The sequence below is a fragment of the Halomarina litorea genome (assembly GCF_024227715.1).
Lineage (GTDB): Archaea > Halobacteriota > Halobacteria > Halobacteriales > Haloarculaceae > Halomarina > Halomarina litorea.
This window is the reverse complement of record NZ_CP100448.1, coordinates 2,904,868-2,924,160: the sequence shown is the minus strand read 5'-3', so window position 1 is coordinate 2,924,160 and position 19,293 is coordinate 2,904,868. Positions and strand designations below refer to the sequence as shown.

Here is a 19,293-nt window from a genome sequence, read left to right as displayed (position 1 = left end):
CGGCCGCCCGGTTCCCCGGGAACTCGCCACCACCGCAAGCCGTATGGTACCACCGGACACGTCTCGGACATGCGCGGCGAACGCCTCGACGCCTACTGGTTCCACGAACGGGAGTGGGAGAGCTACGACGACCTGCTGGCGGCCTTCGAGTGGGAGGTCCCCGAGCGGTTCAACATGGCCCACTACGTCTGTGACCGGTGGGCCGACGGAGAGGACGGCGACCGGACGGCGCTCCTCTCGGAGCGCGAGACCGGGGAACGGGCCTCCTACACGTTCGCCGAACTCGCGACCCTCACCGACGGACTCGCGGGTCACCTCCGGGCGCAGGGGGTCGGTCGCGGCGACCGGGTCGGCGTCAACGCCCCGCAGACCCCGGAGACGGCCATCGCCCACATCGCCTGCTGGAAGCTCGGGGCGGTGTCGGTCCCCCTCTCGACGCTGTTCGGCACCGAGGGCCTCCGATACCGGCTGGACGACGCCGACGCCGTCGCCTGCGTCGTCCACGAGTCGAACGTCGAGACGTTCCGGGACGTGGTCGGGGAGTTCGACTTCCGGTCGGTGCTCACCGTCGGGGTCCCCGAGGGTGAACTGGCGGGCGAGGAACGGGACTTCTGGACCGCCGTCGAGTCGGCGGACCCGGTCGACGAGGCCGTCGAGACCGACGCCGAGGAGGACGCCATCGTCATCTACACCTCGGGGACGACGGGCGACCCGAAGGGCGTGCGCCACGCCCACCGGGTCCTGCTGGGGAACCTGCCGCTGTTCGTCACGGCCTTCTGCGACATGGAGATGCACGACGACGACGTGTACTGGACGCCCTCGGAGTGGGCGTGGGTCGCCACGCTGTTCGACGTGCTCTTCCCGGGGCTGTTCTACGGCAAGCCGGTCCTCGCGTACGACGGCGGGCCGTTCGACCCGGAGACGGCGTTCGACCTCGTGGAGCGCCACGGGGTGACGAACTTCTTCGCGCCGCCGACGGCCCTCCGGATGATGATGCAGGCGGGCACCTCGGGCTACGACCTCTCGTCGGTCCGGGTGGTCCCGAGCGGCGGCGAGTCGCTCGGCGAGAGCGTCGTCGAGTGGGCCGCCGAGACGTTCGACGGCGCGGCCGTCCACGAGGGGTACGGCCAGACGGAGGCGAACATGATCGTCGGCGACTGCACCGCCCTCACGGAGTCCCGCGAGGGGGCCATCGGCCCGCCCGCGCCGGGCCACGAGGTGGCGATTCTCGACCCCGAGTCGCTGGAGCGTCTCCCCCCGGGCGAGACGGGCGAAATCGCCGTCCGCTACGAGGGCGATCCGGTCTGCTTCGTGGAGTACCTCGGCAAGCCGGAGGCGACGCGAAACAAGGTCCGCGAGGGCTGGTTGCTCACCGAGGACCTCGGCGTGATGGACGAAGACGACTACGTCACGTTCGTCGGGCGGGCGGACACGGTCATCATCTCCGCCGGGTATCGCATCGGTCCCGTCGAGATAGAGGAGGCACTCGCCACCCACGAGGCCGTCGCGGACGCGGGCGTCATCGGCGTCCCCGACGACGAACGCGGCGAGGTGCCGAAGGCGTTCGTCGTCCTCTCGTCCGGGTTCGAGGCGAGCGAGGCCCTCGCGGCGGCCCTCCGCGACCACGTGAAGGACCGACTGGCGAGATACGAGTACCCCCGCGAGGTCGAGTTCGTCGCCGACCTCCCGAAGACGACCAGCGGGAAGGTACGCCGCGTCGAACTCGAGGAGCGAGAGGGACTCAGGTAGGCCCCGTCAGTCGTCAGTGTCGTCGTTGTCCCCGCCGTTGTCGTCGCCCGGCGGGTCGTCCGACTCGTCGTCGTCTCGCTGGCCGCCATTGTCGTCGCCGGATTCGTTCTCGCCGTCGTCGTCCCCCGGCGAATCGTCGTCGTCCCGTCCGGTGGCCTTCAGCACGACGGGGTTGACGGGCGCGCCGGTCCCGCGTTCGACCTTCAGGGGCGCGGCGGTGAACAGGAAGTCGTAGACGCCGTCCTCGGCGCAGGCGGCTCCCAGCTCCTTCAGCCAGAGAATCTCGTTGATGGTGACCCCGAGGTTGCGCAGGAACGCGCCGTGCAGCGGGATGACGTACGTCTCCCCGTCGATGGTCTGGGCGACCTTCTCGACGGCGAGGTTGTCCGCGCCGACGTACGGGATGTCCTTCTCGGCGAACCACTCGACGAGTTCCTCGCTGAACGCGAGGCCGGGCTCCTGCAGCGGTGCCCACTCCGCCTCGGGGTCACGGGTGCGTTCGACGGCCCCCGTCCGGATGAGGAGGATGTCGCGTTCCTCGACGTCGACGCCCTGCGCCTCGGCGGTGCTCTGCAGGTCCTCCAGCGTGATGCCGTATCCCAGCGGGAGGCGGCCCTTCTCGTCGCTCACGTCGAGGTGGCGGCCCACGTCGAGGAGGACGCCGCGGCCGGCGATGCCCGCCTCGGCGGCGTTGGTGATTCCGGCCTTGCTCAGGCCCGTCGTCTCGGAGAACGGTTCCAGCGTCGAGGCGGGGTCGTCGGGAACCGCGTCCGCGTTCGTCGTCCCTGCGAGTGCGGTGTCGAACTGCTTGACCGCGTTCGTCGTGTCCGTCGAGAAGCCGTTGTATATCTGGTCGCCGTACCACGCGTGGCCGAGGGCGTCGACGTGCGTCGTCCCCTGCAGGAAGAAGTCGGCGGCGAACTTGTCGTCGACGAACGCGATGCCGCCCGCGACTTCCGATCCGCCCTCGCCGGTGGTGTTGGTCCGTCGGGCGGGCGTGCGCGGCGGGAACGCCGGGTCGCCCGTGTCCGTACTCGGCCACTGCGGGCCGCTCCCGTCGGCGTTCGGGAACAGCACGTCCGGCTGGTCCGGGTCGGGGTTGATGACCTCGCCGGTCATCGAGAGCTGGAGAGTGAACCGGCCCACGTTCTTCGGGCCGCCCTGCACCGCGGCGAGCATCCCCCGGTAGGCCGTCTCGCCGTCGAGCAGGTTCAGCGCGCCGAGTTCGTCGTCCTCGCCCCAGCGCCCCCAGTTCGAGGGGAGGGGGTCGAGCAGTTCGGCGACGTCGGCGGAGTTCTCCTGGGCCGCTACCGTCTCCAGACTCGTCCCCGCGGCGGCGAACGCCAGCGCCGCGCCACACCCCTTGACGAAGCCACGTCGGTCGATTCCGGTCGATGCACAGTCGCAGTCGTCGTGCGCGTGTTCCTCTGACATCTGTGTCGGTGGCTCGCGTGATGCGACACCACTTGTCACGACACTGTCGGGGACGATTGATATAACTACAGTAACGACTGGGAACTAGTGAGATTCGCGCCGCGGATACTGTCGCTGTACCGACGTCACTTCTCGCGGTCGAGGGCGACGAGGACGCCCCTGACGTTCAGTTCGGCCTCGATGCGGGCCTGTTCGTCGCCCCAGGCGTCGGCCATCTCCGTCCGTTCGACGAAGTGCTCGACGACGGCCTCGTCGTCGCCGAGTCGCTCGCGGACCGCGCGAATCTCCTCGACCCACGCCGAGAGCGTCTCGGCGTACTCCGTCAGTCGGGCGGCGGCGGGCGCGTCCCCGAAGTGGCCGTAGAGGAGGACCTCCGGGTCGAGACTCCGGAGCATCTCCACGTCCGCGAGCGACTGGTCGAGGTCGAAGTTGACCGGCGGCGTCGTCGGTTCGACGGTGTCCTGGCTCGGTACGTAGATGCCCGCCGCGTCCGCCGTGAAGACGGCGTCGTTCGCCGGGTCGAAGAACACGACCTGGTGGGGGGCGTGGCCCGGCGCGCGGTGGACCTCCAGCTGGTGGTCGCCGAGGTCGACCACGTCGCCGTCGTCCACGACGGTCATCCGGTCCTCGTCGATGGGGAGGGGGTCGGCGTAGTGTCGCCAGCGGTCCCCGACGACCTGTTTCGTCCCCGCGACCAGCCGGGAGGGGTCCGCGAGGTGGCGCGCGCCGCGTTCGTAGACGACCACCGAGGCGTTCTCGCACTCGCGGGCGAGGTAGCCCGCGCCGCCGGCGTGGTCGAGGTGGACGTGCGTGACGGCGATGGCCGCGAGGTCCTCGGGGGCGACGCCGAGTTCCGCGAGACCGTCGAGGACGACCTCGTAGTTCGCGCCCGTCCCGGTGTCGACGACGGCGGGTCGCTCCGCGTCCAGCAGGTAGACCGACCCGTACTCGGGGGTGTCGAACAGTCCGACGTCCACGTAGTAGAGGTCCTCGCAGTTTCCCGACTCGACGTGGTGGAGGTCACCGATGGCCATGCTCGTGGGTCTCCCCGGCCGAGCATAAATCGGTCCCCGGCGACGGGTGACTGGCACGTCTCACCACGGATGCGACACGCCTTTGCCGCGCCCCCGGAAAGCCGAACCATGCTCAGCAGGCAGTTCGTCAGGGAGAACCCGGAGGTGGTTCGCGACGCCCTCGAGAAGAAGGGGGTCACGGACGTGGACCTCGACCGCGTCCTCGAGGTGGACGACGAGTGGCGCGAGTTGAAAGCCCGCGGCGACGACCTCCGCCACGAGCGAAACGAGGTCAGCGGGCGCATCGGCGAACTCAAACGCGAGGGCGACGAGGAGGCCGCACAGGAGGCCATCGAGCGGTCGAGCGAACTGAAAGACGAACTGGAGACCGTCGAGGAGCGCGCCGACGAACTGGAGGCGGAACTCGAAGCAGCGCTCCTCGAACTCCCCCAGATACCCCACGAGTCGGTCCCGGTGGGCCAGACCGAGGAGGAGAACGTCGAACGCCGCCGCGAGGGGTTCGACGACCTGCGCGACCTGCCCGCGGACGTGGTCCCCCACTACGACCTCGGCGAGGACCTCGAAATTCTCGACTTCCAGCGCGGCGCGAAGGTCTCGGGCGGGGGGTTCTACTTCCTGAAGGGCGACGGCGCGCGCCTCGAACACGCCCTCGTCCAGTTCTTCCTCGACGTCCACCGCGAACAGGGCTACACCGACGTGTTCCCACCCATCCCCGTCAACTCGCGGTCGATGACCGGCACCGGCCAGTTCCCCAAGTTCGTCGAGGACGCCTACCGCCTCGGCGAGTCGAACGACGCCGACTACGACGACGACGACCTGTGGCTCCTGCCGACCGCGGAGGTGCCGGTGACGAACATGTACCGCGACGAGATTCTGCTCGACGAGGACCTCCCGGTCAAGCATCAGGCGTACTCGCCGAACTTCCGGCGGGAGGCGGGCGAACACGGCACCGAAACGCGGGGAATCGTCCGCGTCCACCAGTTCAACAAGGTGGAGATGGTCAACTTCGTCCGTCCCGAGGAGAGCTACGACCGCTTCGAGGGCCTCGTCGACGAGGCCGAGGAGGTCCTCCGACGTCTCGGCTTGCCCTACCGCATCCTCGAGATGTGTACCGGCGACCTCGGGTTCACCCAGTCGAAGAAGTACGACATCGAAGTGTGGGCCCCCGCCGACGACATGGACGACGGTCCCGAGGAGGGCGGCCGCTGGCTCGAAGTCTCGTCGGTGTCGAACTTCGAGGACTTTCAGGCGCGCCGGGCGGGCATCCGCTACCGGCCCGAACGCCACGAGAGCGCCGAGCACCTCCACACGCTCAACGGGTCGGGGCTGGCGCTCCCGCGCGTGATGGTCGCCATCCTCGAGTACTACCAGAACGACGACGGTACCGTCACCGTCCCCGAGGCCCTGCGCCCGTACATGGGTGGACAGGAGGCCATCGAGGGGCACGACCCGGTCGGCGAGAGCGCCCTCGGGTCGGGCGACCGGGAGTAGGACCCGACGTGCGTCGGTCGGTCGTGATGCTCGCCGCGCCCGTAGGGTGTCCCATGAGCGACTCGACCGACTCGCTGGGACGCCTCGCACTCGTCCTCGTCGCGGCGCTGCTGCTCGTGCCGTTCCTGATGATGCTGTTCGTCGGCGGGCCGATGATGGGGTGGTGGATGATGGGCGGGACGCCGTTCGGCGCGGCCACCGCCAACTGGTGGGTCGTCCCGGCGCTCGGCGCGGTGGGTCTGCTCGCCGGCCTCCTCCTCGTGTACGCGCTCTATCGGGTGGCGACCACCCCCGGGGACCGCGCCCTCGACGAACTCCGGACGGCCTACGCCCGCGGCGAGGTGGACGACGACGAGTACGAGCATCGCCGCCGGATGCTCGGCGGGTCCGGGTGATGCCCCCGCGACCGGGTCTCTCCGGTAGTCAGGCAACAGCCCTTTGCTGCCGGGTCGTGTGGGTTAGCCGGTAATGAGCGCAACAGGGACCGTGCGGTCGGTCGTCGACGTCGCCCGGGACCGCAACATCACGTTGCTCGCGGCGGGGTTCGCCTACTACGCCTTCGTCTCCATCATCCCCTTGCTGGTGATGGTCCTCGTCGTCGGGTCGCTGGTCGGCGGCGAGGCGTTCGCACAGTTCGTCGTCGGGCAGGTGGAGTCCGCGCTCTCACAGAGCGGCGCTGACCTCGTCCGCAACGCGCTCACCGGGGGGGCGGGCCGGGCCGGGGCCGGGGCGGTGAGTTTCCTCTTGCTCGTCTGGAGCGCCCTGAAGGTGTTCCGCGGGCTGGACATCGCGTTCGCGGAGGTGTACGAGGTGGGCGACGACCCCTCGCTCCCCCAGCAGGTCCGCGACGGACTGGTCGCCCTCGGAGCCATCGCCGTCGGTATCGCCCTGATGGTCGCCGTCGGGGCCGTCCTCGGTACCGAACTCCTCCGGTCGATTCCCTACCTGAACGTCGTCGGTGCGCTGGCGCTCCTCGCCGGCCTCACGGTGACGTTCCTCCCGCTGTACTACGTCCTGCCGCCGGTCGAGATGAGCGTCCGCGCGGCGCTCCCCGGCGCGGCCGTGGCGGCGGTTAGCTGGCTCGTCATGCAGTTCGTCTTTCAGGCGTACCTCGCGAACTCGGGGAAGTATCAGGCCTACGGCGTCCTCGGGGCCGTCCTGCTGTTCGTCACCTACCTCTACTTCGCCGGCATCGTCATCCTCCTCGGCGCGACGGTGAACTACGTGCTCGGGCGGCGGGCGACGGTCTGAGACGACCGGGCTCGTGGGTCCCGGAGTCGTGGGCCATGCCACCGCTGGTCGTGGACTTTTGTGCCTCCCCTCCCCACGTGCGGGGTGCATGTCAGAACAGGACGCACCCGAGTCAGACGCGGCACTCTCGGACGACGTCGGCCCCCGCCGCGTCGACTGTCAGCGCTGTAGCGAGGAGTTCGACTGGCAGGAGGACGCCTGCCCGCACTGTGGCTGGGAGAAGGCGGAGTGGGTCGAGGAGGGCCGCTACGGGCTGGCGGGGTCGTCGTAACCCCTCGGCGGCCCCGCCGACTCGCGCGGCGTACGAGACCGGAGAATCGGGGACGATGGAACGACCGTGTGAGGGCCGCGCCGCCTACTCGTCGTCTTCTCCCTCCGTTTCGTCCTCGTCTTCTCCCTCGCCCGCGTCGTCGGGCGTGTAGACGTACAGGCAGTCGTTGGGGTACGACCGACCGAACTGGTCGGCGTCCTCACAGCAGAGGACGCGCCCGTCGTTCATGACGAACAGGTTGTCGACGTTGACGAGGGCGCCGTTGGCCACGTCGGCGGTGTCCGTCGCGTCGGGGCCGACGATGACCGGTTCGAGCGTGGAGATGTCGTAGTCCGCCTCCAGTTCGGCGCGGTAGACGAGGCCGCCGTCGACGCGGTCGAGTCGCACGTCGCCGGTGTCGTCGCTCAGGCCGGCGTTGACCTCCGAGAGGCCGAGGTAGACGTAGTCGCCGGGACCGGCGCCGTCCTTGCTGTCGATACCCTCGCTCTTGCGGAACTCGACGGTCGCGCCGACCTCCTTCGCCGCGGCCCGCGTCTCGAGGAACGGGACCTTCCGGAGTTCGGGGCGGCCGCGGTCGGCCACCGTCGACTCGGGGTCCTCGCTCCACAGTTCGGCCCACTCGAGAATCTCCTCGTCGGAGACGTAGTCGGCGTTGCCGCTCTCGACGACCTCGCGGTCGGCCTCCTCGATGGCCGTTTCGAGGTCCTCGCGCCAGTCGGTCTCGGCGTGCGCGAGGTAGTCCACCTGGTCGACGTCGTCGTAGGCGGCGACCCACTCCGCGACCTCGCCGTTGGTCGCGTGGCCGAGCGCCAGCCACTCCAGTTCGAGGTCGGCCTCCGCGGGCGGCCTGTCGGCGGCCGCCTCGGCGTTCGTGACCTTCGCGGCGTAGAGCGTCCCCTCGACGTCCATCGGGTCGTCGTAGCTTGGAATCGCCTCGTCGGCGACGAACTTGTAGAAGCCCTTGTCAGCGCCGTCCGAGGAGAGGTAGACCGTCCGTTCGTCGGCCTGCACGTCGGGGCACTCCCACGCGGCCCGACCCATGCAGTAGTACTTGACGGCCTCGGGTTCCTCGGTGTCGGACCCGCGGAAGTCCACGATGTAGCCGTAGCGGTAGGGATTCGGGTAGGGGCTCTCGATTGGCGTCGCGTCGTCGCCCTGCCCGACGACGTCCGCGCCGAGGTAGTACGCCTGCAGTTCGAGGCCGGCGAGCGCGAAGGTGCCCTGCGGGTACCAGGCGTCCTCGCCGTAGTACTCGGAGACGGCCTCCGCGATGCCCGTCGGGTTCGGGCGGTTGTAGAACTGCGCCGCGCCGCGTTCGTTCGGCCCCTCGCCCTCCGTGAAGTCACTGACCTTCGCCTTCCCGGCGGTGCGTGGGTGGGAGTACTCCTCCTCGGCGGAGAGGTACGTGTTCCACGGGCTGACGTCGCCGTAGCAGTTGATGCGGGTCCCACCCTGCTCTCGGAGGGACTCGCTGTCCGAGAGGTTCCGGGCGTTCTCCATGTCAGCCCGCCACTCGCCGCCCCCGGTGCGCTGGATGGGTATCCGGGAGACGTCGCCGGGACTCTGCTCGAAGTTGGTGAAGAGGTAGCCCCGCGTCTCCGCCTCGTTCGTCCGGACGAACCGGTTGCAGTCCGGGTTGTAGCCGAAGTTGCCGTAGCGCGACCCCTCCAGTTCGCTGACGGGCAGGCCGTCGGGCGTGACCGGATAGCCCAGGTCGTGGCCGCCGCCGATGTTGTCGCCCTCCTGTGCGAGGACGGTGAACTCGCCGCTTCCCACCTTCACCCGACCCTGCTGTTCGTTCGTCTTCGGGATGCCGACGGTGCCGACCTCGCTGCCGGCCGTGAAGTCGTAGCCCTTCACGTAGCCGATGCTCCCCTTGTTGAACGGTGCCGGGTTCGCCCTGCTCGGGTGCTGGACGCTGAAGAAGAGCGTCCCGCTCCGGGTCACCTCCGGGCCGGTGACCTCAGCGCCGAGTGCCGTCCACGCGAAGCGCTCCAGCGTTCCGTCGCGCACCATCGGTGCGCCGGGGGTGTCTCCGTCCTCCTCCTGCCCGCTCGCTTCTCCGGCCACGCTCGCCCCGAGTGCGGCCGCCACGGACGTCTCCATCAGGTTCCGCCGAGTGAACTCGACCATGCACTCGAAGTGCCGAAGTTTCGACGGAAGTAGGTTCGTAATACGGATACGGACAGTGATGATTCAATACCGTTCGTGACGGGTGACAACGTAGTGCTCCCGAGTGCAACTGGTCGGTTTCGGATACTCTCTCGGCTGTTCAGTCGTGCGGTTCCGGAGGGTGGCTCGTCTCGCAGACGGGACTCTCACGACAGTCCAGTGACGACGGGCGTGCGGGCCACTCACTCCATTCCCATCTCGGTCGCGCCGGTCCGGACCTCCTCGGCGCGTTCGCGGACCCACGAGACGTAGCGGTCGATTCGCTCGGGTTTCACGCCGTAGAACGACGCGACCCAGTTCGTGTCGGCGAACGGCTGGGTGAGCATGTACGCCGCGAGGGTGTCGCGCCCGGCCTGTATCACCTCGGGCGGGACGCCCCGTTCGCCCGTCCCCTCCTCCTGGAAGCCGTTGACGTCGAAGTAGACGTCCGCGTACAGTTCGGCCGTCTCCGCGCGCTCGAAGGTCACGCCCCGGTGGTGTGGTGCCTCGAAGCGGTAGCGGGGTCCCTCGTCCGTCGGACACTCGACGACGCGCACGTCGAGGATGTACTCGCGGTGGACCCGTTCTCCAGTCGCCGACGTACCTCGGTCTTCGGGTTTCGACATTGGTGGTGGGGGTACCGTCGCGACGCGTCGTGTCGGACGCGCCGCGGCGGCGTACCGGGCGACGATAGCCGCCGAACCGTCCTTAATTCTGTCGTCAGTTCGATACGTACCCGTCCGAATCCCTCGTGAGCACTACCGAGACCGGGGGAGTCAGTGGGTGTAGGTCGTCAGGCCCGTCAGGGTCCCGTCGCTGGTGGTGAACACGTCGACGAATCGGAACCACACCTCGCCGGTCGACCGGACGAGTCGTCCCTCGGCGGCCACGCGGTCCCCGCCCCGGTAGAGGGCGTCCACCTCGTGGGTGGTGTCCGTCTCGGGGCGTTCCTCGCGCATGAACCGGACGAACGCCTCGCGGCCCTCGATGCTCCGGTCGGGCCGGTCGTGGACGAAGTCGGGCGCGAGGAGGTCCGTGAGCGCCTCGTAGTCCCCCTCGTCGATGGCGCGGTAGTACTCGCGGGCGAGCGACTGGGACTCCATACCCTCCCGTCGGCGGGCGGGTGACAAAAGTGGTCGCGCCGGACCGGACCGCTCATCCCCGCCCGTCGGGTACCCCGTTCGTGACCGTCGTCTGTCTCGCCGGGCCGAGTGCCGCCGGGAAGACCACCGGCGCGCGGCTGCTGGCCGACCGCGGTGCCGTCCACGTCCCGGAAGTGACCGACCTGTTCGACCGGCCCGCCGACGCCCCGGAGGGCTGGTACGCCGACCGACAGTGCGACCGGTGGACGCGTGCCGTCGCCGCCGAACGGGAGAGCCGACTCGCCGTCCTCGACGGGGACCCGTTCCAGCCACTCTGGTACAACTGGGTCGCCGCGGCCCTCGACTGCGAACACCACCTCCCCCGACCACCCTCCGTCCCCTGCGTCCTCGGTCGGTACGAGGCGGCGGCTCGGGCCGGGAGCATCGCCTTCCCGGACGCCTACGTCCTCCTGCGGGTCCAAGAGGAGGACCTCCGCGCGCGTCGCCGAGGGGACACCGACCGGCGTCGCCGGAACTTCGACTACCACCTCCGGTTCGCCGAACCACAGCGCCGGTACTTCGCGGCACTCGCCGACCTGACGCCCGTCCGGGTGACGACGGTGGACGCGACGACTCCCCGGCGAGTCGCGGACGCCGCCGAGGGAGTCGACGGGGGGCAGGTCCGTGACCCCGACGCGGTCCTGTCGGTACTGGAGACGGTAGGTGAGTGGCTGGCCCGGACGCCTGCGTGACGGGGCGCTTTTAGCCCCCTCCCGACTACCCCGGGTGTGGAACTGCACGTGCGGTACGAGGGCGACGACGACCCGAAGAAGTGCAGCGCCCGGAAACTGGCGCGGTTCGACCTCACGGAGTTACACCGTTCGGCGCGAGCCACGCCGACGGGCATCGTCCTCGACCCCTTCGCGGAGCAGGCGCTCTCGCCGCCCGACAAGGACGGATTCGACGCCCTCGTCGCCCTCGACTGCTCGTGGGAGACGGCCAAACGGGAGGCGTTCGACCTGCGGGGCCACCACCGGGCGCTCCCGTTCCTCGTCGCGGGCAACCCCGTCAGCTACGGGACGCCGTTCCGCCTGAACACCGTCGAGGCGTTCGCGGGAGCGCTCTGCATCCTCGGGGAGCGAGAGCACGCCGAGGACATCCTCTCGAAGTTCCGGTGGGGTCACACGTTCCTCGAACTGAACGACGAACCGTTGCGCCGGTACGCGGCGTGTGCGGATTCGAGCGAGGTGGTCGCCGTCCAGTCGGACTACCTCGCGGACGAAGAGAGCGACGAGAACGGAGATTCGCCCGGGGAACGGTAGCCGAGTCAGGCCGGGCGGCCGGCGAGTTTGACGAGGAACTCGCGGACCGGGTAGGGGGCCCCGACGTGGTCGAGGTCGGCGGGCACGTCGACGGCGTCCAGCGCCTCGCGACCCTCGGGGGTGTCGGAGCGCCGGAGGGCGTGGAAGAGATAGGAGACCCGCAGGAGCGAGAGCGCCCGCTCGATGTCGGCCCCGCTCCGGACGCGGAAGACCGTCCGGCCGCTGACGGGAGCCAGCGGGTCGGGGGCCGCCCAGCCGGCGTCGACGAGCGCCTCGTGGAGGACGACCGGGTAGGTGATGGTCAGCGTGCCCGCGTACCGCAGGGTGCCGATCTCGCGGGGCCCCAGTCGGACGGTCCGGCCGCCCGACCGCCCCTCGACGAGGCTGATGCCCGGCCACTCGCTGACGGCCGCGACGACCGCCTCGATTCGCGAAGACGCATCTGACTCGGTATCGATACTCATACCTCTCCGTACACCTCGCGAGATATTAAGCCAGCGGAAACAGAACAACTGAGTTATAGCTCCGTCGGAGTTACCGGAACCCCTCGGTGGTCCGCGCGGGGAGGGGACTCGTCTGCAGGCCGCCAGACACGTCCGGGTCGTTGTAGCCGCCGGGGGCGACGTCGTTGGGGCCGTCTGGGTAGCACAGCGAGGCGAGGGTCTGAATCTGCCCGCGACCCACGTCGAGTTCGAACTGGCCGCCGCCGTAGAGCGTCACGTCCCGCTTGCGGGCGTACTCGATGCTGTCGAACAGCGACTCGACGGTGCCGAACCGGGAGGGCTTGACGTTCAGCCAGTGGGGGTCGAACGGGAGGTCACGGATGCTCTGGACGCCCGTGATGGGTGCGTCCCAGGAGACCCGGTCGGCCACGCGTTCGACCACCGCCCGCGTCTCGTCGGTCACCGCCGGGTCCTCGACGACGGCCTCGGGGAACCCGTCGACGACCCGTTCGTACAGGTCCGGGTCCGGGTCGCCGTCGACGACGGTGCCCCGGTACTGGCCCTTCAGGTCGAGGATGCGAACCCGGTCCAGCGCCGCGACGTCGGCTATCAGGTCCTCGTCCCACTCCGCGGTCGGGTCGAGTTTGAACTCCACGTCGGGGTAGGCGTCCAGTAACGCCTCGAGGCGGTCAGTCGACCCGCCCTCCAGACGCGTGCTCACGACGAATCTAACGGGGGCGGGGTCGCGGTTCAACGCCGCCGCCAGCGAGGTGTCGGCCTGTCTGAGCGCCAGGTCGAGGGCCGCGCTCTCGACGGCCCAGCGCCGGTAGTGTCGCGAGTCCTCGCGCTGTGGGTGGCCGGGGAACAGTTCCACACCGTCGAGGAACTCGGAGAACCCGGCGAGGGTGTACTCGCCCTCGAAGGAGAAGCGCCACCCCGTCAGCGCCTCGTGGTCCTCGGCGTCGTACGTCACGTCTTCGCCCTTCCCCGTCTCGCCCGCGCCGTGGAGGGCGAACGTCGTCGAGACGCGCTCGAACCCCGACGAGGTGGCCCGCGACTGTCTCGTACGGTCGTGGTCCTCGACGACCAGCGGCAGGTCGGCGAGGTGGTCGTACAGTCCCATACTGAGCGCTAGCACCCACCACACTTAATTTCGTGCGCCCGCTCGGTGACTCGCAATCCTTAACCGCGCGGGCCCTGACGGTCCGACATGGCCAGTTTCGACGAAGCGGAGGCGCGAATCCTCTCGAAGATGATCTGTATGCGCTGTAACGCCCGCAACCCCCAGCGTGCCGAGCACTGCCGCAAGTGCGGCTACAGCAAGCTCCGCCCGAAGGCGAAAGAGCGCCGCGCGGTCTGAACTCGCTCCCGGACCGGGGCCGACCTGGCCCCACGACCTTCTCTCTCGACGAGTGGCGTCACCACCGGGTCCCGGGTCCTCCCGAGGGAATCGGGGACGCTCGGAGGCCTGACGACCACGCCGTCGGGAAATTATCAGCAGTAGTACACAACGGTTATTCACGACGCTCGCCTCCTAGCGAGTGATGGTGTCATGGTCCGACGCGGGTACAACTACCGGAGCCGCTGTCTGTTCTGCGGCGTGAGACCGTTCAGCGAAGGGCCGCACCACAGCGTCACCTGTGCCCGCCACCAGCCGACTCAGACCACGGGAAACGACCTGGCGCTGAGCCACGAGTGTCGGTACTGCGGGGTCCGGCCGTTCGTTGCGGGCCCGCACCACCTCCCCGACTGCCGCCGGTTCTTCATCGTAGAGCAGACGGGACTCCCGTTCAGGGACGACAAGGTGGGCGAACCGCTGGAGCGGGGGCGATTGCTGTCCCTCGACACCGTCCTCGCCGTCTTCCGGTCCCAGGAGGTACCCCTGCTCACGGTCACCGAACTCGCGGAGGCGCTGGGTTGCTCGCCGGAGGCGGCGGGGGGCGCGGTGGCCTGGCTCGTCGACCGCGGGGTGCTCTACCGGAAGCCGGTGGCGCGCGGCGAGGACGTGTACCTGCTGGTCAGCGAACCGCTGGACCCGTCGTGAGTCCCCGTCGGGCCGACCGGAGTCACGTCGGTCCCCGTCCGTCCACTCGGGCGTCGGGCCGACGACGCGCGACCCGGCCGTCTCGAACGGGCTAGTCCTCGCTCCCGACCGCCGTCTCCGACGCGTGGCCGACGCCATCGACCGTCGGCGGGCGCAGCGCCACCGCTGCCACGCCCGCCACGAGCGCCAGCGTTGCCCCGACCTGAAACGTCGTGGGCCATCCCACGACCGTCACCAGCCACCCGGTGACCGCCCCGCCGAAGACGCCGCCCCACATCTTCCCCGAGTAGAGCAGCGCGTAGTTGGCCGAGGAGCGCTGCTCGCCGTAGTAGTCCGCCACGATGCTGGGAAAGAGGGTGTACTGGGCGCTCCAGAAGAACGTGGCGACGACCACCGAGAGGAGGAAGGCGACGGTCGGCCCGACCCGGCTGAACTCTACGACTGCGAGGAGTCCGAGGCCCGTGAGGCCGAAGGAGGCGACCAGCGCCGTCCGGCGGCTCGTCCGGTCGGAGAGGCCGCCCATCACGACCCGACCGACGCCGCCCGCGATGGGGAGGAGCGTCGCCGAGAGCGTCGCCGTCACCGCGGTCAACTCCATCGCGCCGGCGAACGAGACGATCTTCGCGGTGAGCATCAGGCCCGCACCGCTCCCGGCGACGAACATCCCGTACATGAGCCAGAACTGCCACGTCCGGAGCATCGTCCGGGGGCCGACGTTCCGGCCCGCCGACGCGGTATTCTCGGCCTCGCCCTCGCCGCCGTCCGTCGCCACCCGGTCGTACCACGAGGCGGGCGGGTCCCGGAGGACGAACGCGGCGACGAGGATGCAGAGACCGATGCCGACGCCCATCGTCCGCAACACGTCGGAGTAGGCGGCGACGGTGGCGTTCGCCCGGACGTACGGGACGACCAGCGCCGCCCCGCCCGCGTACGCCATCGTGCCGAGTCCGGTCGTGAGGCCGCGGCGGTCGGGGAACCACTTGATGGCAGTGTTGACGGCGACGGTGTAGGCGATGCCGACGCCCACCGCGCCCAGCGAGTAGAGCGCGTAGAGGTGCCAGATTTCGGTGGCGTACGACAGCAGGAAGTACGCGCCCCCGGCGAGCAACGCCGAGAGGACCGTCAGGGCGCGCGGGCCGTGTTCGTCGCGCCACCACCCGACGGGGAACTGCGACCCCGCCTGTACGATTACGAACAGGGTGAAGACGACGCCTAGCTGGGGGAGCGGGACGCCGAGGTCCTCGGCCAGCGGTCCCTCGATGGACGACCAGACGTACTGATAGGGGCTGATGGCGGCCATGGCGAGGATGGCGGCGACGACCAGCCACCACCGCGAGAACCCGAGGTGGTCGCGGGCGCGGGCGGCGTAGTCGGCCTCGTCCGACGAGGGGGCCATACCGGGCGTGTGAGCCGGTGACAGTAACGCCTTGCCATCGGCGCGAACCGTGCCGGAGCCCTCCCGACGAGTTCACTTTCACCCCGCAGGCGAGCGCCTGAAGTACGCCCGGCCCGACGTTCGACCAATGAGTGACGCAGGCTCTCCGCTCTCGCCGGACCGCCCCGGACTCGACCGGCCGTTCCGGGTCGACGCGCCGTTCGACCCCGCCGGCGACCAGCCGGAGGCCATCGAGCAACTGGCCCGCGGCTACCGCGAGGGGATGGGAGAACAGACCCTGCTCGGGGTGACGGGGTCGGGCAAGACCAACACTGTCTCGTGGACCGTCGAGGAGATACAGCAGCCGACGCTCGTCCTCGCGCACAACAAGACCCTCGCGGCCCAACTGTACGACGAGTTCCGCAACCTCTTCCCGGACAACGCGGTGGAGTACTTCGTCTCGTACTACGACTACTACCAGCCCGAGGCGTACGTCGAGCAGTCGGACACCTACATCGACAAGGACGCCTCCATCAACGACGAGATAGACCGGCTCCGACACTCCGCCACTCGCTCGCTGCTCACCCGCGACGACGTCATCGTCGTCGCCTCGGTGTCGGCCATCTACGGCCTCGGTGACCCGCGTAACTACGTCGACATGGCGATGCGACTGGAGACGGGCCAGCAGATGGACCGCGACGAGTTGCTGAAGGGGCTCGTGGACCTGAACTACGAGCGCAACGACGTGGACTTCACGCAGGGTACCTTCCGCGTCCGGGGCGACACCGTCGAGGTGTTCCCGATGTACGGTCGCTACGCCGTCCGCATCGAGTTCTGGGGCGACGAGATCGACCGGATGCAGAAGGTCGACGTCCTCGAAGGCGAGTCGAAGGGTGAACAGGGGGCCGTCCTCGTCCACCCGGCGGAGCACTACTCCATCCCCGAAGGGCGTCTGGAGAACGCCATCGAGGAGATCGAGGACCTGATGCACGACCGGGTGTCGTACTTCGAGCGACAGGGGGATCTCGTGGCCGCCCAGCGCATCGAGGAACGCACCACCTTCGACCTCGAGATGATGCGCGAGACGGGCTACTGTTCGGGCATCGAGAACTACTCGGTCCACCTCTCGGACCGCGAACCGGGGGACGCCCCCTACACCCTCCTCGACTACTTCCCCGAGGACTTCCTCACGGTCATCGACGAGTCGCACGTCACCATCCCTCAGATAACGGGCCAGTTCGCCGGCGACAAGTCCCGGAAGGACTCGCTCGTCGGGAACGGCTTTCGATTACCGACCGCGTACGACAACCGCCCGCTCACCTTCGAGGAGTTCGTCGAGAAGACCAACGACGTGCTCTACGTGAGCGCGACGCCCGGCGACTACGAGCGCGAGCACTCCGAGCAGGTCGTCGAACAGATCGTCCGGCCCACCCACCTCGTGGACCCGGCCGTCGAAATCTCGCCCGCCGAGGGGCAGATAGACGACCTGATGGACCGCATCGACGGGCGCATCGAGCGCGACGAGCGCGTGCTGGTGACGACGCTGACCAAGCGCATGGCCGAGGACCTCACCGAGTACCTGGAGGAGGCGGGCGTCGCCGTCGAGTACATGCACGACGAGACGGACACGCTCGAACGCCACGAACTCGTCCGGGGCCTCAGGCTGGGAGAGTTCGACGTCCTCGTCGGCATCAACCTCCTGCGCGAGGGACTGGACATCCCGGAGGTGAGCCTCGTCGCCATCCTCGACGCCGACCAGCAGGGGTTCCTCAGGAGCGAGACCACCCTCGTCCAGACGATGGGCCGGGCGGCCCGGAACGTCAACGGCGAGGTCGTTCTCTACGCCGACGAGACCACCGACGCCATGCGGGCGGCCATCGACGAGACGAACCGTCGTCGCGAGATTCAGCAGGCGTTCAACGAGGAACACGGCCTCACGCCGACGACCATCGAGAAGGAAGTCGGCGAGACGAACCTGCCGGGGAGCAAGACGGACACCGGGGGCGTCGCGGGCGTCGAACCCGACTCCGCGGAGGAGGCAGAACAGTACGTCGAGGACCTCCGCGAACGAATGGAGGAGGCCGCCGCCAACCTGGAGTTCGAACTCGCCGCCGACATCCGCGACCGGATGCGGGCGGTCCGCGAGGCGTACGAACTCGACGCCGCCGAGGAGGGGGTCCCGGCCCCCGCCGAGGAGTTCTGACCGCGCAACCCTCACGGTCGATAATCCGTGTTCAGGCCCGCAGACGTGTCCTGAAGGCCAATCCCTTTCCGGCAGTCGCCGCTACTGGGCGGACACCGTGACCCGCGACTCGGCGGCCGAGTGCGCCGGACGCGCGGGCGACCCCACACTCGTTGGCGGTCGCCCCGTCAAGTGTCCGGGCCGCCGTCGCTTCTCGTGCCGTATGCGTTCCCCGTTCCCGGTCGCCGCCGGGGGGTCGGAGTGGGCGTGCGCCGGGTCAGTCGCTTCGCTCCGGACGACCGGAGCAGAGAGTCTCTGAGACACACGACACACCATGAGTTCTCACCGCTACAGTCACATCCAGAAGACGTTACTGAAGCACCAGCACCTGCTCGTCGGCCTCGCGCCCGTCCTGTTCGTCGCGAGCGTGTTCTTCGCGGCACCGACGCCCGCGGAGACGGGAGCGGATTACTGGCTGAACTACTGGTGGCTCTTCCCCGCGTTCCTCGCCGGGGCGACCATCGTCAACACCGTCGGCATTAGCGGGTCGGCAATCTTCGTTCCCTTCCTCATCTTCATCTACCCGCTGTTCGCCCAGCCACTCACCCCCGAGACCATCGTGAAGGTGGGGCTCATCAGCGAGGCGTTCGGCCTGTCGAGCTCCTCCATCGCGTTCATCCAGTACGGTCTCGTCGACCGCCGACTGGCGCTGTCGCTCGTCGGTGGGTCGATTCCGTTCGTCGTCGCAGGAGCGCTGCTCTCGTTCGTCATCCCCGAGGTGGTGTTCCACACGCTGCTGGGCGTCGCCCTCCTGTCGGCGGCGTTCCTCCTGTTCAAGATCGACCTCGACCACGACGGGTCGAGCGAATCCGACGACGCCGACGCCGTCGCCGCCGACGGCGGGGCCGCCCTGCCGAACGACGCCGACAAACTCGGTCCAGCGGGCGTCCGCACCGACGACGACGGGACCGTCACCCGGGTCGACCGCGACGGCGACGACTACCAGTACGACCGCGTGGGCTATCTGCGCCGGTTCGCCAACTACAGCATCGGCGGGACGTTCCAGGGACTCGCCGGCTTCGGTATCGGCGAACTCGGCATCATCTCGATGCTGAACACGAAGGTGCCCGTCCGCGTCGCCATCGGGACGAACCACATCGTCGTCGCGCTCACGGCCATCCTCGCGTCGCTGGTCCACGTCTTCGGCGGCGGCCTCGTCGGTGGCCACGCGCTCTCGCTGGCGTCGACGCCGTGGAACATGGTCGTGTTCACCGTCCCGGCGACGGTCCTCGGCGGCCAGATCGCCCCCTACGTCTCGAACGCACTCGACACGAGCACCATCAAGAACTTCGTCGGCGTCCTCTTCGCCGTCATCTCGGTCGCGCTGTTCCTGATGGCCCTCGGCGGGTTCTGAGGGCGCCCGCATCCCACGCGCCCGGCCCGACGCGGCCCCCACCCCTTATC

19 protein-coding genes are annotated in these 19,293 nt (G+C 69.1%); 11 read left to right on the top strand and 8 right to left on the bottom strand.

The window, feature by feature from the left end:
* Nucleotides 1–69 precede the first annotated feature (69 nt).
* Nucleotides 70–1,749: an acetate--CoA ligase gene (locus tag NKG96_RS16090; RefSeq protein ID WP_254536190.1), complete on the top strand. Its 1,680-nt coding sequence runs from the start codon at nucleotides 70–72 to the stop codon at nucleotides 1,747–1,749.
* A gap of 6 nt (nucleotides 1,750–1,755) precedes the next feature.
* Here NKG96_RS16090 and NKG96_RS16085 read toward each other — a convergent pair whose 3' ends face one another.
* A complete protein-coding gene (locus NKG96_RS16085; RefSeq protein WP_254536189.1) occupies nucleotides 1,756–3,183 on the bottom strand; it encodes a cyclase family protein in 1,428 nt (475 codons plus the stop codon).
* 125 nt (nucleotides 3,184–3,308) lie between these two features.
* Complete coding sequence (locus tag NKG96_RS16080) at nucleotides 3,309–4,217, bottom strand: MBL fold metallo-hydrolase (RefSeq protein ID WP_254536188.1); 909 nt, start codon at nucleotides 4,215–4,217, stop codon at nucleotides 3,309–3,311.
* A 108-nt stretch (nucleotides 4,218–4,325) separates the two neighbouring features.
* Here NKG96_RS16080 and serS point away from each other — a divergent pair, with 108 nt between their 5' ends.
* The 4 genes from serS to NKG96_RS16060 all read left to right on the top strand — a co-directional run bounded on the left by serS (nucleotide 4,326) and on the right by NKG96_RS16060 (nucleotide 7,230).
* Nucleotides 4,326–5,708: a serine--tRNA ligase gene (gene serS / locus NKG96_RS16075; protein ID WP_254536187.1), complete on the top strand. Its 1,383-nt coding sequence runs from the start codon at nucleotides 4,326–4,328 to the stop codon at nucleotides 5,706–5,708.
* Nucleotides 5,709–5,761: 53 nt separating this feature from the next.
* A complete protein-coding gene (locus tag NKG96_RS16070) occupies nucleotides 5,762–6,103 on the top strand; it encodes an SHOCT domain-containing protein (RefSeq protein ID WP_254536186.1) in 342 nt (113 codons plus the stop codon).
* Nucleotides 6,104–6,176: 73 nt separating this feature from the next.
* Nucleotides 6,177–6,959 carry a YihY/virulence factor BrkB family protein gene (locus tag NKG96_RS16065; RefSeq protein WP_254536185.1) on the top strand — a complete coding sequence of 261 codons (783 nt, stop codon included), beginning with the start codon at nucleotides 6,177–6,179 and terminating at the stop codon, nucleotides 6,957–6,959.
* 88 nt (nucleotides 6,960–7,047) lie between these two features.
* Nucleotides 7,048–7,230 (top strand): hypothetical protein, encoded by a 183-nt coding sequence (locus NKG96_RS16060; protein ID WP_254536184.1) that lies wholly within the window; start codon nucleotides 7,048–7,050, stop codon nucleotides 7,228–7,230.
* An 84-nt stretch (nucleotides 7,231–7,314) separates the two neighbouring features.
* Here NKG96_RS16060 and NKG96_RS16055 read toward each other — a convergent pair whose 3' ends face one another.
* The 3 genes from NKG96_RS16055 to NKG96_RS16045 all read right to left on the bottom strand — a co-directional run bounded on the left by NKG96_RS16055 (nucleotide 7,315) and on the right by NKG96_RS16045 (nucleotide 10,484).
* Nucleotides 7,315–9,363 carry an alkaline phosphatase PhoX gene (locus NKG96_RS16055; protein ID WP_254536183.1) on the bottom strand — a complete coding sequence of 683 codons (2,049 nt, stop codon included), beginning with the start codon at nucleotides 9,361–9,363 and terminating at the stop codon, nucleotides 7,315–7,317.
* A gap of 221 nt (nucleotides 9,364–9,584) precedes the next feature.
* Entirely contained in the window at nucleotides 9,585–10,007 is a 423-nt protein-coding gene (locus NKG96_RS16050; protein ID WP_254536182.1) for a hypothetical protein, read from the bottom strand.
* 150 nt (nucleotides 10,008–10,157) lie between these two features.
* Nucleotides 10,158–10,484 (bottom strand): nuclear transport factor 2 family protein, encoded by a 327-nt coding sequence (locus tag NKG96_RS16045; protein ID WP_254536181.1) that lies wholly within the window; start codon nucleotides 10,482–10,484, stop codon nucleotides 10,158–10,160.
* Between the two features lie 80 nt (nucleotides 10,485–10,564).
* Between NKG96_RS16045 and NKG96_RS16040 the strand changes: the two genes are divergently transcribed.
* Complete coding sequence (locus NKG96_RS16040) at nucleotides 10,565–11,215, top strand: hypothetical protein (protein WP_254536180.1); 651 nt, start codon at nucleotides 10,565–10,567, stop codon at nucleotides 11,213–11,215.
* 36 nt (nucleotides 11,216–11,251) lie between these two features.
* The gene (locus NKG96_RS16035; protein WP_254536179.1) at nucleotides 11,252–11,785 is read left to right on the top strand and encodes a DUF367 family protein; all 534 of its coding nucleotides are present in this window, start codon (nucleotides 11,252–11,254) and stop codon (nucleotides 11,783–11,785) included.
* Nucleotides 11,786–11,790: 5 nt separating this feature from the next.
* On the opposite strand, the gene NKG96_RS16030 is transcribed toward NKG96_RS16035, so the two are convergent.
* Nucleotides 11,791–12,249: a luciferase domain-containing protein gene (locus NKG96_RS16030; RefSeq protein WP_254536178.1), complete on the bottom strand. Its 459-nt coding sequence runs from the start codon at nucleotides 12,247–12,249 to the stop codon at nucleotides 11,791–11,793.
* A 70-nt stretch (nucleotides 12,250–12,319) separates the two neighbouring features.
* Nucleotides 12,320–13,351: a hypothetical protein gene (locus tag NKG96_RS16025; protein ID WP_254536177.1), complete on the bottom strand. Its 1,032-nt coding sequence runs from the start codon at nucleotides 13,349–13,351 to the stop codon at nucleotides 12,320–12,322.
* Between the two features lie 87 nt (nucleotides 13,352–13,438).
* Here NKG96_RS16025 and NKG96_RS16020 point away from each other — a divergent pair, with 87 nt between their 5' ends.
* Nucleotides 13,439–13,588 (top strand): 50S ribosomal protein L40e, encoded by a 150-nt coding sequence (locus NKG96_RS16020; RefSeq protein WP_254536176.1) that lies wholly within the window; start codon nucleotides 13,439–13,441, stop codon nucleotides 13,586–13,588.
* A 192-nt stretch (nucleotides 13,589–13,780) separates the two neighbouring features.
* Nucleotides 13,781–14,272 (top strand): hypothetical protein, encoded by a 492-nt coding sequence (locus NKG96_RS16015; protein ID WP_254536175.1) that lies wholly within the window; start codon nucleotides 13,781–13,783, stop codon nucleotides 14,270–14,272.
* Nucleotides 14,273–14,363: 91 nt separating this feature from the next.
* Here NKG96_RS16015 and NKG96_RS16010 read toward each other — a convergent pair whose 3' ends face one another.
* Nucleotides 14,364–15,668, bottom strand: a complete 1,305-nt coding sequence (locus NKG96_RS16010; RefSeq protein ID WP_254536174.1) for an OFA family MFS transporter — start codon at nucleotides 15,666–15,668, stop codon at nucleotides 14,364–14,366.
* Nucleotides 15,669–15,795: 127 nt separating this feature from the next.
* On the opposite strand from NKG96_RS16010, the gene uvrB reads away from it, so the two are divergent.
* Together uvrB and NKG96_RS16000 are read left to right on the top strand one after the other, a co-directional pair.
* Nucleotides 15,796–17,850 carry an excinuclease ABC subunit UvrB gene (gene uvrB / locus NKG96_RS16005; RefSeq protein ID WP_254536173.1) on the top strand — a complete coding sequence of 685 codons (2,055 nt, stop codon included), beginning with the start codon at nucleotides 15,796–15,798 and terminating at the stop codon, nucleotides 17,848–17,850.
* A 313-nt stretch (nucleotides 17,851–18,163) separates the two neighbouring features.
* Nucleotides 18,164–19,243 (top strand): sulfite exporter TauE/SafE family protein, encoded by a 1,080-nt coding sequence (locus NKG96_RS16000; RefSeq protein ID WP_254536172.1) that lies wholly within the window; start codon nucleotides 18,164–18,166, stop codon nucleotides 19,241–19,243.
* Nucleotides 19,244–19,293 lie beyond the last annotated feature (50 nt).

What these genes read in the sequence shown, in the direction of transcription:
- NKG96_RS16090 (WP_254536190.1), top strand. Translation starts at nt 70, where the DNA reads ATGCGCGGCGAACGCCTCGACGCCTACTGGTTCCACGAACGGGAGTGG.
- NKG96_RS16085 (WP_254536189.1), bottom strand. Translation starts at nt 3,183, where the DNA reads ATGTCAGAGGAACACGCGCACGACGACTGCGACTGTGCATCGACCGGA.
- NKG96_RS16080 (WP_254536188.1), bottom strand. Translation starts at nt 4,217, where the DNA reads ATGGCCATCGGTGACCTCCACCACGTCGAGTCGGGAAACTGCGAGGAC.
- serS (WP_254536187.1), top strand. Translation starts at nt 4,326, where the DNA reads ATGCTCAGCAGGCAGTTCGTCAGGGAGAACCCGGAGGTGGTTCGCGAC.
- NKG96_RS16070 (WP_254536186.1), top strand. Translation starts at nt 5,762, where the DNA reads ATGAGCGACTCGACCGACTCGCTGGGACGCCTCGCACTCGTCCTCGTC.
- NKG96_RS16065 (WP_254536185.1), top strand. Translation starts at nt 6,177, where the DNA reads ATGAGCGCAACAGGGACCGTGCGGTCGGTCGTCGACGTCGCCCGGGAC.
- NKG96_RS16060 (WP_254536184.1), top strand. Translation starts at nt 7,048, where the DNA reads ATGTCAGAACAGGACGCACCCGAGTCAGACGCGGCACTCTCGGACGAC.
- NKG96_RS16055 (WP_254536183.1), bottom strand. Translation starts at nt 9,363, where the DNA reads ATGGTCGAGTTCACTCGGCGGAACCTGATGGAGACGTCCGTGGCGGCC.
- NKG96_RS16050 (WP_254536182.1), bottom strand. Translation starts at nt 10,007, where the DNA reads ATGTCGAAACCCGAAGACCGAGGTACGTCGGCGACTGGAGAACGGGTC.
- NKG96_RS16045 (WP_254536181.1), bottom strand. Translation starts at nt 10,484, where the DNA reads ATGGAGTCCCAGTCGCTCGCCCGCGAGTACTACCGCGCCATCGACGAG.
- NKG96_RS16030 (WP_254536178.1), bottom strand. Translation starts at nt 12,249, where the DNA reads ATGAGTATCGATACCGAGTCAGATGCGTCTTCGCGAATCGAGGCGGTC.
- NKG96_RS16025 (WP_254536177.1), bottom strand. Translation starts at nt 13,351, where the DNA reads ATGGGACTGTACGACCACCTCGCCGACCTGCCGCTGGTCGTCGAGGAC.
- NKG96_RS16020 (WP_254536176.1), top strand. Translation starts at nt 13,439, where the DNA reads ATGGCCAGTTTCGACGAAGCGGAGGCGCGAATCCTCTCGAAGATGATC.
- NKG96_RS16015 (WP_254536175.1), top strand. Translation starts at nt 13,781, where the DNA reads ATGGTCCGACGCGGGTACAACTACCGGAGCCGCTGTCTGTTCTGCGGC.
- NKG96_RS16010 (WP_254536174.1), bottom strand. Translation starts at nt 15,668, where the DNA reads ATGGCCCCCTCGTCGGACGAGGCCGACTACGCCGCCCGCGCCCGCGAC.
- uvrB (WP_254536173.1), top strand. Translation starts at nt 15,796, where the DNA reads ATGAGTGACGCAGGCTCTCCGCTCTCGCCGGACCGCCCCGGACTCGAC.
- NKG96_RS16000 (WP_254536172.1), top strand. Translation starts at nt 18,164, where the DNA reads ATGAGTTCTCACCGCTACAGTCACATCCAGAAGACGTTACTGAAGCAC.